The organism is Pseudomonas nabeulensis (genome assembly GCF_004682045.1).
Classification (GTDB): Bacteria; Pseudomonadota; Gammaproteobacteria; order Pseudomonadales; family Pseudomonadaceae; genus Aquipseudomonas; species Aquipseudomonas nabeulensis.
The window spans coordinates 154,603-166,461 of the sequence record NZ_QUZT01000005.1 but is presented as its reverse complement, the minus strand read 5'-3'; the positions used below and the strand labels follow the sequence as shown (position 1 = coordinate 166,461).

12 protein-coding genes are annotated in these 11,859 nt (G+C 60.6%); 6 read left to right on the top strand and 6 right to left on the bottom strand.

Features of this window, described 5'->3' with window-relative positions; all coding sequences use genetic code 11:
• Positions 1-15 precede the first annotated feature (15 nt).
• Together DYL61_RS05025 and DYL61_RS05020 are read right to left on the bottom strand one after the other, a co-directional pair.
• The gene (locus DYL61_RS05025; RefSeq protein WP_135307447.1) at positions 16-468 is read right to left on the bottom strand and encodes a MarR family winged helix-turn-helix transcriptional regulator; all 453 of its coding nucleotides are present in this window, start codon (positions 466-468) and stop codon (positions 16-18) included.
• 79 nt (positions 469-547) lie between these two features.
• Positions 548-1,498 carry a LysR family transcriptional regulator gene (locus DYL61_RS05020; RefSeq protein ID WP_135307446.1) on the bottom strand — a complete coding sequence of 317 codons (951 nt, stop codon included), beginning with the start codon at positions 1,496-1,498 and terminating at the stop codon, positions 548-550.
• A gap of 107 nt (positions 1,499-1,605) precedes the next feature.
• On the opposite strand from DYL61_RS05020, the gene DYL61_RS05015 reads away from it, so the two are divergent.
• Entirely contained in the window at positions 1,606-2,355 is a 750-nt protein-coding gene (locus DYL61_RS05015) for a sulfite exporter TauE/SafE family protein (RefSeq protein ID WP_135307445.1), read from the top strand.
• Here the strand turns inward: DYL61_RS05015 and DYL61_RS05010 are convergent.
• Positions 2,345-3,199, bottom strand: a complete 855-nt coding sequence (locus DYL61_RS05010; protein ID WP_135307444.1) for a LysR family transcriptional regulator — start codon at positions 3,197-3,199, stop codon at positions 2,345-2,347. The genes DYL61_RS05015 and DYL61_RS05010 overlap by 11 nt on opposite strands.
• A gap of 96 nt (positions 3,200-3,295) precedes the next feature.
• On the opposite strand from DYL61_RS05010, the gene DYL61_RS05005 reads away from it, so the two are divergent.
• Together DYL61_RS05005 and DYL61_RS05000 are read left to right on the top strand one after the other, a co-directional pair.
• Complete coding sequence (locus DYL61_RS05005) at positions 3,296-3,490, top strand: DUF1127 domain-containing protein (protein ID WP_193559425.1); 195 nt, start codon at positions 3,296-3,298, stop codon at positions 3,488-3,490.
• A 44-nt stretch (positions 3,491-3,534) separates the two neighbouring features.
• Complete coding sequence (locus DYL61_RS05000) at positions 3,535-4,764, top strand: winged helix-turn-helix domain-containing protein (protein WP_135307442.1); 1,230 nt, start codon at positions 3,535-3,537, stop codon at positions 4,762-4,764.
• Between the two features lie 102 nt (positions 4,765-4,866).
• On the opposite strand, the gene DYL61_RS04995 is transcribed toward DYL61_RS05000, so the two are convergent.
• Positions 4,867-6,213 carry a class II 3-deoxy-7-phosphoheptulonate synthase gene (locus DYL61_RS04995; protein ID WP_135307441.1) on the bottom strand — a complete coding sequence of 449 codons (1,347 nt, stop codon included), beginning with the start codon at positions 6,211-6,213 and terminating at the stop codon, positions 4,867-4,869.
• Between the two features lie 124 nt (positions 6,214-6,337).
• Between DYL61_RS04995 and DYL61_RS04990 the strand changes: the two genes are divergently transcribed.
• Complete coding sequence (locus DYL61_RS04990; RefSeq protein WP_135307440.1) at positions 6,338-7,093, top strand: spermidine synthase; 756 nt, start codon at positions 6,338-6,340, stop codon at positions 7,091-7,093.
• A 117-nt stretch (positions 7,094-7,210) separates the two neighbouring features.
• On the opposite strand, the gene DYL61_RS04985 is transcribed toward DYL61_RS04990, so the two are convergent.
• Complete coding sequence (locus DYL61_RS04985; RefSeq protein ID WP_135307439.1) at positions 7,211-8,002, bottom strand: crotonase/enoyl-CoA hydratase family protein; 792 nt, start codon at positions 8,000-8,002, stop codon at positions 7,211-7,213.
• Positions 8,003-8,425: 423 nt separating this feature from the next.
• Between DYL61_RS04985 and DYL61_RS04975 the strand changes: the two genes are divergently transcribed.
• Positions 8,426-10,099, top strand: coding sequence for a DEAD/DEAH box helicase (locus DYL61_RS04975; protein ID WP_135307438.1), 1,674 nt, complete (start codon positions 8,426-8,428; stop codon positions 10,097-10,099).
• Positions 10,100-10,291: 192 nt separating this feature from the next.
• On the opposite strand, the gene DYL61_RS04970 is transcribed toward DYL61_RS04975, so the two are convergent.
• The gene (locus DYL61_RS04970) at positions 10,292-11,059 is read right to left on the bottom strand and encodes a DODA-type extradiol aromatic ring-opening family dioxygenase (protein WP_135307437.1); all 768 of its coding nucleotides are present in this window, start codon (positions 11,057-11,059) and stop codon (positions 10,292-10,294) included.
• 103 nt (positions 11,060-11,162) lie between these two features.
• On the opposite strand from DYL61_RS04970, the gene DYL61_RS04965 reads away from it, so the two are divergent.
• On the top strand, positions 11,163-11,819 hold the full coding sequence (locus DYL61_RS04965; protein WP_135307436.1) for a thiopurine S-methyltransferase: 657 nt from the start codon (positions 11,163-11,165) through the stop codon (positions 11,817-11,819).
• The last annotated feature ends 40 nt before the right edge of the window (positions 11,820-11,859 follow it).

Here is an 11,859-nt window from a genome sequence, read left to right as displayed (position 1 = left end):
AAAGCGTCAATACCTTTAGATTGAGGCCTGCAGATTGCCCCGCAGTGCAATCAGGTCTTCCTGCAACTTGCGCAATTGCTCGAGTTGCAGACCACTGGCCCCCAAGATGCACTGCGGAATCCCCATGGCCTTGTCTTGTAAGGCACGCCCGGCCTCAGTCAATTCCACCACCACCACCCGCTCATCCTCACGGCTGCGGGTGCGGCTCAACAGACCCTCGGCCTCCAGGCGCTTGAGTAGCGGGGTGAGAGAGCCCGGATCCGTCAGCAGGCGACTGCTGATTTCACCCACGGTCAAACCGTCCTCTTCCCACAACACCATCATGGCCAGGTACTGCGGGTAGGTCAGTCCAAGGGCTTGCAGCAGCGGCTTATAGACCTTGGTCATCAGCAGTGATGTGGAGTGCAGGGCGAAACACAGCTGGTTATCCAGCATCAGGGATTCGCAGGGGGCGGGGTTCTTGCTCATGGGTTACCTCGGGAAAGCGTGTCTGGGCTGGAATCTAGCGGTCAAATGTTTAATGCGCCAGATAATTCTGTCCAGGCAGTCAGATCACACCACTCTGCAGCGCCAGATCCCAGGGTGGCACCGGGCTGAAACGGGTTTTCAGGTATTCCAGCAATAACCGGCTACGGGCGTTGGGTTGTTGCTCCAGGCGCAGCGCGTAGATGCCGGTAGTCTCCGGGCTGGGCAGGCCGTTTTCGCAAAACAGCGGCACCAACTCGCCGCGCACCAGGTATTCACTGGCCAGCCACGTCGGCAAATGGGCAATGCCCAGTCCGGCCAAGGCACCCGATAGCAGGGCTTCGGCATTGTTGGCGCTCATGCGAATACGTTGCGGGCGATAGGTGGTGCGGCGTCCATCGAGCTCAAAGCGCCAGGCGAATATCGGCGCCAGGCCGTCCCAATCCAGGCCGTCATGCTCGCCGAGTTCGCGAGGATGGGTCGGCGTCCCGCGATTTTTCAGGTAGGCAGGGCTGGCGCAGGCAATGCGTACGATGCTGGCCAACGGCGTGGCGATCAGTCGAGTGTCGACGATATGCCCGGCGCGCAGCACCAAGTCAACCTTGCCCAAGTGTGCGCCCTGCATATCCACGAAACTGTCGATCAGATGCAGATGCACATCCAGCCCTGGATACACGTTGAGAAAGTCCGCAATCACCGGTGCCAGGTGCCGGCGGCCAAACGCGGCTGGCGCGTCCACCCGAATCAGGCCTTCTGGGGCGTGGCTGAGGGAAACCGCTTCGGCCCGCGCCAGTTGCAACTCGCTGACAATGCGTCGGGCGCGCTCGGCAAAGGCCAGTCCCGCCGGGGTTGGCACCACTGCATGGGTACTGCGCTGGAACAGACGGCTACCCACCGACCTTTCCAGGCTGTCGACCCGCCGCGCGACCGCCGAGGGTGTCAGCGGATGGCGCCGCGCGGCAGCAGAAAAGCTGCCCGTCTCCAGTACATCGAGAAACAGGCCCAACTGATCGGTCAAGGTATTCGGGTTCATAACATGTGCTTGTGCGAGATTGGCATAGCCATTGTGCGTTGCTGTGCGTTTCCATGCCATAGCCGACTGCGTAGCATGCAGGGTTGGGGATTGTGGAGCGGCAAAGCGTGTTGGATTTAGTGTTGTACCTGGTCTTGGGCGTGGCCTTGGGCACGGTGGGTGGCCTGTTCGGGATTGGCGGCGGGCTGATCGCAATCCCGGTGTTGGGTGTGTTTTTCGGGCTGGACCAGCAGATCGCCCAAGGCACGGCGTTGGTGATGGTGGTGCCCAATGTGGTGCTGGCCCTGTGGCGATATCACCAGCGCAACCCGATTTACCTGCGTCATGCATTGCCGTTGGGTGTGATGGGCTTCACCTTTGCGTGGTTGGGGTCGATCTGGGCGGTGGGCCTGGATGCGGGCGCGATGCGCATCGGTTTTATTGTCTTTCTGGTCGCACTGTCGGCCTACACCTTATTGCGGATGTTCACGCGCAATGCACCACCCACCGCTGAGATGCGTTATCCCTGGCCCTGGCTCGGCGTGCTCGGTGCGGCGTCTGGTTCCGTAGGTGGATTGTTTGGTGTGGGCGGCGCGGTGATCGCCACGCCGGTGTTGACCGGCCTGTTCGGCACCACCCAGGTCGTCGCCCAGGGTTTGTCCCTGGCGCTGGCACTGCCAAGCACAGGCGTGACGCTGGTGACCTACGCCTGGCACCATGAGGTGGACTGGCTGATCGGCGTGCCCTTGGCCGTGGGTGGGCTGCTCAGCATCAGTTGGGGCGTGAAAGTCGCTCACTCGTTGCCGGAGCGCACGTTACGCAGTTTGTTCTGTGTGTTCCTGATGGTGTGTGCGGTGATGTTGACGTTTAAAGTCTGAAACCTTCAAGGATGTACTCGGCCAGGCAGTCGGTGATGGGCGAGGCCATCTGCGGGTTGCGCAGCAAATGCAGATTCATGGACGGCAAGGCGGGTAAGCCGTCTTCGCTGCCGAGTATGCGCAGGTCTTCGGTCACCAGGCTTTCCATGCAGATCATCAGCGCCAGCCCGGCACTGACTACCGCCTGGATCGCCGCGCCGTTGGTGCTGTGATACGCCAGGCGATAATCCCGGCCAACGGCTTCCAGCGCCGAGCGGGTCCACTGGGTGTAAATGCAGTCGGCGCCGGACACGGCCAATGGCAAGGTTTCGTGCGCGTCGACGCAGAAGCACGGTGCCGCTGCCCACACCATCCGTTCGGTGCGTAACAATTCCCCCATCTCATGGCCTGGTTCACGGCTGATAACGGTCAGCGCCAGGTCGCGACGCTGCATCAGCACGGTTGACGACTCACAGTGCATCTCGATCTGGATCAACGGATAAGCCTTGGAAAACGGTTTGAGAATCCCCGGCAGGAACCGCATCACATAGTCATCCGGCGTGCCAATCCGCACCAGCCCCACCATATGCGGCTCGCGCAGGGTATTGAACACTTCGCTGTGCAATTTCAGGATGCGCCGCGCATACCCCAGCAGTACCTGGCCCTCGGGTGTCAGCCGCACCTGGCGGCCATCGCGCTCGAACAGCTTGCGTTGCAGCACATCTTCTTCAAGGCGCTTCATCTGCATGCTCACCGCCGATTGAGTACGGTTGACGTGTTCCCCGGCGCGGGTGAAACCACCCTGTTCGGCGATGGCAACGAAGGTGCGAAGCACTTCTGTGTCGATGCTTGGGAAGGCTGTCATTGATCAAACTCTGAGATGTATTGCATAAGAAACATTCGTTGGATTGATCTTAAGCGCCCGCTCAAACTTGCGCCATCCCCACGGGAGGGCGAGAAGATGAAAGGTCAACGAGGTTTTGTATTGATGGCGAAGCGGCCGTTTACTGGCGTGCTGAACGCGCTGTGCCGGTGGCATGAGCGCCAGTTGCTGGCAAACCTGAGCGATGATGCCCTCAAGGATATCGGGCTCAGTCGCACGGATGTGGAGCAGGAACGTCGTCAGCAGTCATGGCAAGACCCCCTGCGAAAATGACGCGGATGCAGTAGGGTAGGTGGCGAGCCCACCTGGAGAATTCCATGCTCGCCGACCTGTCTTTTTCACTCAAGCAAGCTCGACGCATGGCGCTGGCGGCCCAAGGGTTTTCCGGGCGCCAGGCGCCGGCCCAGATAAAGGCCACCCACCTCAACCGCCTGATTAATCGACTCGGTGTGTTGCAGATCGATTCGGTCAACGCCGTGGTGCGCTCCCACTATCTGCCGCTGTTTTCCCGCTTAGGTCACTACTCCCCGTTGATCCTTGAACAGGCAGCGTGGAGCCAGGGGCGCCGCCGTTCACTGTTCGAATACTGGGGGCATGAAGCGTCGCTGCTGCCGATGGCGCTGTACCCGTTGATGTGCTGGCGCATGGAGCGGGCCAAGCAGGGGCAAGGGATCTATTCACAACTGGCGCGCTTCGGTCGTGAGCAACCGGCTGTGATTGAGCGCGTGTTGAAGACGGTCGAACAGCAGGGCGCGTTGGGCGCTGGCAGCTTGTCTACCCGCGAAGAGCGCGCCGGGCCCTGGTGGGATTGGAGCGATGAAAAACACGCGCTGGAATGGCTGTTCGCCGCAGGTTTGGTGACCGTGGCCGGTCGGCGTGGGTTTGAGCGCCTTTACGATTTGCCGGAGCGGGTGATTCCCGGCGAGTTTCTTCAGGCCCCTGTTGGCGAAGCCGAGGCCCAGCGCGGTTTGTTGCTGCACAGCGCCACTGCGTTGGGCGTGGGCACCGAAAAAGACCTGCGCGATTACTTCCGCCTGGACCCTGCCGACAGCCGCAGTCGCTTGGCTGAGCTGGTGGAGAACGGGCAACTGCTGACGTGTCAGGTCCAAGGCTGGAAGCAACCCGCGTATTGCCTGCCCGAGCCGAAAGTGCCACGCAGGGTGCCGGCCAGCGCCTTGCTGTCGCCGTTCGATTCCCTGGTGTGGGAGCGCAGCCGCACCGAGCGCCTGTTCGATTTTCGTTACCGGTTGGAGATCTACACGCCGCAGGACAAGCGGGTGTACGGCTACTACGTGCTGCCGTTTTTGCACAATGAACGGATAGCTGCCCGCGTCGACCTGCGGGCCGAACGTGCCAATGGGTGTTTGGCGGTGCATGCGGTGCACGAGGAGGAACCGGGGCTGGATGAGGAGGGGATATTGGCGTTGGCGCTGAATTTGCGGCAGATGGCGGATTGGCTGGGGTTGGAGCGGGTGCAGGTTAATTGCCAGAGGGTGAGTGCTGACCGGTTAAAAGTGGCAATGCTGGTCATGAGTGTTGGGCTTTAGGGCCCCATCGGGGGCAAGCCCCCTCCCACATTTGATAGGCGGCGCGGTCAAAATGTGGGAGGGGGCTTGCCCCCGATGGCGTCAGTACTGGCAACCCAACGCTCAGCGCTTGACCTGCTTCAACGTCTCGGCAATCAAAAACGCCAACTCCAACGACTGGTCGGCATTCATCCGCGGATCACAGTGGGTGTGATAACGGTCCGACAAGCCATCCTCGGTAATCGGCCGCGCACCACCAATGCATTCGGTGACATTCTGCCCGGTCATCTCGATATGGATCCCGCCGGCATAGCTGCCCTCGGCCTGATGCACCTGGAAGAACTCCTTCACTTCCCCAAGGATCTGCGCAAAGTCGCGGGTCTTGTAGCCGCTGCTGGCCTTGATGGTGTTGCCATGCATCGGGTCCGAACTCCACAGCACTTGTTTACCCTCGCGTTGAACCGCGCGAATCAGGCCTGGCAGATGGTCGCCAACTTTGCCGGCGCCCATGCGCGCGATCAGGTTGAGGCGGCCGGGGTCGTTGTCCGGGTTGAGGATGTCGATCAGGCGGATCAGGTCGTCGGGGTTCATGCTCGGGCCGACCTTGACGCCAATCGGGTTGTTCACCCCGCGCAGGAACTCGACGTGGGCGCCGTCCAACTGACGGGTACGATCGCCGATCCACAGCATATGGGCGGAGCAGTCGTAGTAGTCGTTGGTCAGGCTGTCACGGCGCACAAACGCTTGCTCATAGTTGAGCAGCAGCGCTTCGTGAGCAGTGAAGAAGCTGGTCTCGCGCAGTTGCGGCGAGCTGTCCATGCCACAGGCGCGCATGAACGCCAGGGTTTCATCGATGCGGTCGGCCAGTTGGCTGTACTTCTCGGCCAGGGCAGAGTTGGCGATAAAGTCCAGGTTCCACTTGTGCACTTGATGCAGGTCGGCGAAACCGCCCTGGGCAAAGGCGCGCAGCAAGTTCAGGGTGGCGGTGGACTGGTGGTAGGACTGCAACAGGCGGTCCGGGTCCGGCACGCGGCTTTTTTCGTCGAAGCCGATGCCGTTGACGATATCGCCCCGGTAGGCGGGCAGGGTGATGCCGTCGATGGTTTCATCGTTGGCCGAACGCGGCTTGGCGAACTGGCCTGCCATGCGTCCGACTTTCACCACCGGGCAACCGGCCGCGAAGGTCATCACAATGGCCATTTGCAGCAACACCTTGAAGGTGTCGCGGATTTTAGCGGCGGAGAACTCTGCAAAACTCTCGGCGCAGTCACCGCCCTGCAACAGGAAGGCGCGACCCTGGGTCACTTCGGCAAACTGGCGGCGCAACTCGCGGGCTTCCCCGGCAAACACAAGCGGCGGGTAGCTGGCCAGGCTTTGCTCCACGTGCAGCAAATGCGCGGCGTCCGGGTACTGGGGTTGTTGCTGGATCGGCAGGGCGCGCCAGCTGTCGGGGCTCCAGGGTTGGCTCATCATGAACTCGATTGGCTGATTGACGGTGGGCGTCAATGTTATCAGCAATTAGTGCGTGACCTGCTGCCGCCGGTTGGCCGACAATCGCGCCTTTGCCGCACAACAACACCCGTTAGGAGCAGTGATGACCGAGGAGCGTGTCGAGCGCCTGTTGGCCGAGGTCCATGATGACTTCGGCATGATCCGAGTGCTCGAAGTGGCCGATTACCGGTTTCTCGAATTTGGTGATGCCATCGAGCAAAGCTGCGTGTTCACCGCTGACCCAAGCTGGCTGGAATACGACTACACCCGCGCCATGTTGATCGGCGCGCTGTGCCATGCGCAACCGGAGAGTGCGCTGTTTCTTGGCCTGGGTGCCGGCACGCTGACCCAGGCGTGCCTCAAGTTCCTGCCGCTGGAGGATGTGGAGGCTATCGAGCTAAGGCCCGATGTGCCGCGTCTGGCGATTGAATACCTGGGACTGGACGATGATCCGCGCCTTTACATCCGTATCGGCGACGCCCTGCAATTGCTGGAGACGGCCGAGTCGGCCGACCTGATTTTCGTCGATCTTTACACGGATGTTGGCCCCGGCGTCGGGCACCTGGCCTGGACCTTCCTGGAAAATTGCCAGAAAAAACTCAACCCCGGTGGCTGGCTGGTGATCAACCAGTGGGCGACTGATGATGGCAAGCCATTGGGCGCCGCGTTGTTGCGTGGGTTGTACCACCGGCATTACTGGGAGCTGCCGGTGAAGGAGGGTAATGTGATTTTGTTGGTGCCCTCGGAACTGGACCAGGGGTTGGATCTCGAGGGGCTTTCGGCCCGTGCCGAGGCGTTGGCACCGCGGTTGGGGTATTCGTTGCAGGCGTTGATCAAGGCGATTCGGCCGGCGACCTGAGTAGCCTGGTCTGACGCTATCGGGGGCAAGCCCCCTCCCACATTTGGACTGCATTCTCCTGTTCAAATGCATTCCCCTGTGGAAGGGGGCTTGCCCCCGATAGCGGCCTCAAGACAATCAAATACCCTTGAACACCCCCGGCCGCTTCTCCACCATCGCCCGCACCCCTTCCTTGGCATCCTCGCTGCTCAGCAGTTGATCCACCACCGGCGCCAACGCCGCAGCCGCCACGGTTTCGCCTTCCATCCGCGCCAGCCGTGCCGACATCAACGTGGCTTGCACCCCCAGTGGCGCCTGGCGCGCAATCCGGTTGGCCAGCTCGACAGCGCGGGGCAGCAGGTCTTCACTGGCCATCACTTCCTGCACCAGCCCCAGTCGTAGCGCCTCATGGGCATCGAACTCATCGCCGGTCAGTAACCAACGCATCGCATTGCCCCAGCCGGCAATCTGATGAAAACGCAATGTCGCACCGCCAAACGGAAAGATCCCACGCTGCACTTCCATTTGAGCAAAGCGTGTGTTGCTTGCGCAGAGGTTGATGTCCGCCGCCAGCATCAACTCGATACCAATCGTCAGGCAGTAACCCTGCGCCGCAACAATCACCGGTTTGCTCACGCGCGGGCCAGCAAATACGCCCCATGGATCACATCCGCCCAAAGGCGGTTGCCAGCCACTCGCCATCACTGCGCTGACATTCGCCAGGTCCAGCCCGGCGGTAAAGTGGTCGCCATGGGCAAACACCACGGCGACCCGCGCTTCGGTATTTCGATCAAATTCGCCATAAGCCAGGCTCAGCTCATTGAGCAAATCCAGGTCAAACGCGTTGCGCTTGGCCACCCGATCCAAGCCCAGCAGCAAGACATGGCCCTGTAATTCACGGCTGACGCGACTGCTGCTGGCTTGATTCATCGGGTGTGCCCTCGGGCGCGGGGAAGAGTTTCGGACCAAAGGTCTCAACGACCAGGTGAACCGTTTAAGCGTTATGACCAACAGGGCCGGGCCTTTGAAAAATAGACCTTACTGCAACGCTCTGCAAAGACTGTGACGCAGCGCGGTTTATCAGTGCTTCGCGATAAAAAAAGCTCCCTTTTTCAGCTATTTCCGGTATAGTGCGCGCCGGCCTTTAACCGGGCCGCGTTTAGGTAGTGCAATTCCCCGAAGTCAGCTTCGGCTGCAAGTCCGCACAGCGGACTCTCCCTTGACGAATTCTTTTTCATTCATTCGTTTTCGCAAATCCCCGCCGACAAAGCAGCCAGGGCGACTCTTGAGTCTCAACACGGCATGCGCAGCTTTGGAGCATGGGTCTTTGCGGATGCACTTAGAGGCAGACCCATGACCCAGGAAACCGGCGGCTTCGCCGCTTTTAATCTTAATCCGAACATTCTTGAAGCCGTCAAAGCGACTGGCTACGAAGAACCTTCGGCGATTCAGCAGCAATCGATCCCGATCATCATGGCCGGTAAGGACATGATTGGCCAGGCGCAAACCGGTACCGGCAAAACTGCCGCGTTCGCTTTGCCTATCCTGCAGTGCATCGATCCTGCCAAGCGCGAACCGCAAGCCCTGATCCTGGCGCCAACCCGTGAGTTGGCGCTGCAAGTAGCAACCGCTTTCGAAACCTACGCCAAGCTGATGCCGAGCGTTAACGTTGTGGCCGTTTACGGCGGCGCGCCTATGGGCCCACAACTGAAAGCAATCCGTAATGGCGCACAAATTGTCGTCGCTACGCCGGGCCGCCTGTGCGACCACTTGCGTCGTGACGAAAAAGTGCTGGCAACCGTGAACCACCTGGTTCTCGACGAAGCTGACGAAATGTTGAAGCTGGGCTTCATGGATGACCTGGAAGTCATCTTCAAGGCGCTGCCACCGACCCGTCAGACCGTACTGTTCTCGGCTACCCTGCCGCAGTCGATTCGCGCCATTGCCGAGCGTCACCTGCGTGACCCAGAGCACGTGAAGATCCAGACCAAGACTCAGACCGTTACCGCGATCGAACAGGCTCACCTGTTGGTTCACGCTGACCAGAAGACCTCGGCTGTATTGAGCCTGCTGGAAGTCGAAGACTTCGACGCCCTGATCATGTTCGTGCGCACCAAGCAAGCGACCCTGGACCTGGCCAGTGCCCTGGAAGCCAAAGGCTACAAAGCCGCTGCGCTGAACGGTGACATCGCCCAGAACCAACGTGAGCGCGTGATCGACTCCCTCAAGGATGGCCGTCTGGACATCGTTGTAGCGACCGACGTTGCCGCGCGTGGTCTCGACGTTCCACGTATCACCCACGTGTTCAACGTTGACATGCCGTACGACCCAGAGTCCTACGTTCACCGTATCGGCCGTACCGGCCGTGCGGGCCGCGAAGGTCGTGCACTGCTGCTGGTGACTCCACGTGAGCGCCGCATGCTGCAAGTGATCGAGCGTGTCACCGGTCAGAAAGTTGCCGAAGTCCGCCTGCCGGACGCCCAGGCTGTCCTGGATGCGCGCATCAAGAAACTGACCAACAGCCTGGCGCCACTGGTGGCTGACGCTGAATCGACCCATGGCGACCTGCTGGACCGCCTGACCGCCGATATCGGTTGCACCCCGCGTGCCCTGGCCGCAGCCCTGCTGCGTAAAGCTACCAACGGTCAGGCCCTGACCCTGGCAGCCATCGAGAAAGAACGTCCACTGGTTCCGAACAGCGCACCACGCGGTGATCGTCCAGAGCGTTCCGGCGACCGTCCAGACCGTGGTGATCGTGAGCGTCGCGCTCCGGTTCCTTTGGCTGAAGGTCGTGCTCGTTGCCGTACCGCGCTGGGCGCGCGTGACGGTATCGCGGCCAAAAACCTGCTGGGCGCTATCCTCAACGAGGGTGGCCTGGCGCGTGAAGCCATCGGTCGCATCCAGGTTCGTGACAGCTTCTCCCTGGTGGAGCTGCCGGAAGATGGCCTGGAAAAGCTGCTGGCCAAGCTGAAAGACACTCGCGTTGCCGGTAAGCAGTTGAAGCTGCGTCGCTACCGCGAAGATTGATCGGCCCTTGGGCTGATTGATCGCACATAAAAAATCCCCGACTGGTTCGGGGATTTTTTTTGCCTGTCTTTTAGGATTCCACTCAATCAGTGTGGGAGGGGGCTTGCCCCCGATAGCGGTGGATCAGTCACAGATGATGTTAACTGACACTCCGTCATCGGGGGCAAGCCCCCTCCCACATTTGGACCGCAGTCAGCCGAAGCGGTAGATGTCCATGCCGAGCGCGCCCATTGTGAACCCCTGATGTGCCACGCTGAACTCACCGCCGGCGCCCCGTGCAAAGTACAGCGGCAGTAGATGCTCATCACTGGGATGGCTGCGGACCGCATGAGGCGCTTGGCGGCGGTAGTCATGCAGCGCGCTTTCATCATTCGCTGCCAGCCTATCCACCACCCAATCCCGAAAATCCCGTGCCCACGGCTCGATACTTTCAGGTCCTGCGTGCCAATCCAGCTCACCCAGGTTGTGAGTGATGCTGCCAGAACCGATCAGCAATACGCCTTGCTCACGCAAACCGGCCAGTGCATGCCCGACCCGGGTCTGCAGGGCAGGGCCCATGCGGCTGGGCAGCGACACCTGCACCACCGGGATATTCGCTTCTGGGTACATCAGCGACAGTGGCACCCAAGTGCCATGGTCGAAGGGGCGACGTTCGTCGACGCGGGCATTGAGGCCATCGGCGTGCAGCATTTCGACAATCTCGGCGGCCAACTGCGGATCGCCGGGCGCCGGGTATTGCACGGCAAACAGTTCGCGGGGAAAACCGCCGAAGTCGTGCCAGGTTTCCGGCGCGGTGCCGCCGCTGACCAGCAGTTCATGGCTTTCCCAGTGCGCCGATACCACCACAATCGCCTTCGGACGTGGCATTTCGGCGGCCAATCGCTGGAGGGCCGGGCCGCTGGCGCCAGGTTGCAGGGCGAGCATGGGCGAACCGTGGGAGATAAACAGGCTAGGGAACATAATAGGGGTCCTGAGCGTTAACATGAGCCCATCTTCAATCAGATCATTGATCTAAATCTAATATAAGTTTTAGCGCGATTTGATCGAATTTTACGGAGGATCTATGGAGCCTGAATTTTGGCAGGACCGCTGGGCGCGCAATCAGATCGGTTTTCACTTGCCTGACGTCAACCCTTACGTACAACGGCATTGGCCGCAGTTGCGGTTGGCCGAGGGCGCCAAGGTCTTGGTGCCGTTGTGTGGCAAGAGCCTGGACCTGATGTGGCTGGCCAGTCAGGGGCATCGGGTGATGGGCGTGGAGCTGTCGGAGCAGGCCGTCGAGTCGTTCTTCAGTGAGCAGAACCTGACACCGCGTATCCGTCAGCAAGGTGTGTTCAAGGTCTACCAAGCGGATTCGATCGAGATCTGGTGCGGTGATTTCTTAGCCTTGGACGCACAAGCACTCGCCGATTGCACGGCGCTCTATGACCGTGCTGCCTTGATCGCGTTGCCGCCATTGATGCGGGCGCAGTACACCGAGCACCTGAATACATTCCTTCGGCCCGGCTGCCAGGGGCTGTTGATCACCCTCGACTACGACCAGACACAAAAGGCCGGTCCGCCGTTTGCGGTCGCGGATGCCGAGGTCAGGGTGTTGATGGGGGAGTGTTGGTCTTTGGCCGTGTTGGAGACGCAAGACATCCTGGGCGACAGCTGGAAATTTGTGCAGGACGGCGTTACGCGGCTGGAGGAGCGGGTCTACCAATTGGCACATGTGTGACGGGCATAAAAAAGGGGCGATCAGATCGCCCCTTTTTTGT

Excerpts from the sequence above, each read along its gene's own strand:
- DYL61_RS05025 (WP_135307447.1), bottom strand. The coding sequence starts at position 468 with ATGAGCAAGAACCCCGCCCCCTGCGAATCCCTGATGCTGGATAACCAG.
- DYL61_RS05020 (WP_135307446.1), bottom strand. The coding sequence starts at position 1,498 with ATGAACCCGAATACCTTGACCGATCAGTTGGGCCTGTTTCTCGATGTA.
- DYL61_RS05010 (WP_135307444.1), bottom strand. The coding sequence starts at position 3,199 with ATGACAGCCTTCCCAAGCATCGACACAGAAGTGCTTCGCACCTTCGTT.
- DYL61_RS05005 (WP_193559425.1), top strand. The coding sequence starts at position 3,296 with ATGAAAGGTCAACGAGGTTTTGTATTGATGGCGAAGCGGCCGTTTACT.
- DYL61_RS05000 (WP_135307442.1), top strand. The coding sequence starts at position 3,535 with ATGCTCGCCGACCTGTCTTTTTCACTCAAGCAAGCTCGACGCATGGCG.
- DYL61_RS04995 (WP_135307441.1), bottom strand. The coding sequence starts at position 6,213 with ATGAGCCAACCCTGGAGCCCCGACAGCTGGCGCGCCCTGCCGATCCAG.
- DYL61_RS04990 (WP_135307440.1), top strand. The coding sequence starts at position 6,338 with ATGACCGAGGAGCGTGTCGAGCGCCTGTTGGCCGAGGTCCATGATGAC.
- DYL61_RS04985 (WP_135307439.1), bottom strand. The coding sequence starts at position 8,002 with ATGAATCAAGCCAGCAGCAGTCGCGTCAGCCGTGAATTACAGGGCCAT.
- DYL61_RS04975 (WP_135307438.1), top strand. The coding sequence starts at position 8,426 with ATGACCCAGGAAACCGGCGGCTTCGCCGCTTTTAATCTTAATCCGAAC.
- DYL61_RS04970 (WP_135307437.1), bottom strand. The coding sequence starts at position 11,059 with ATGTTCCCTAGCCTGTTTATCTCCCACGGTTCGCCCATGCTCGCCCTG.
- DYL61_RS04965 (WP_135307436.1), top strand. The coding sequence starts at position 11,163 with ATGGAGCCTGAATTTTGGCAGGACCGCTGGGCGCGCAATCAGATCGGT.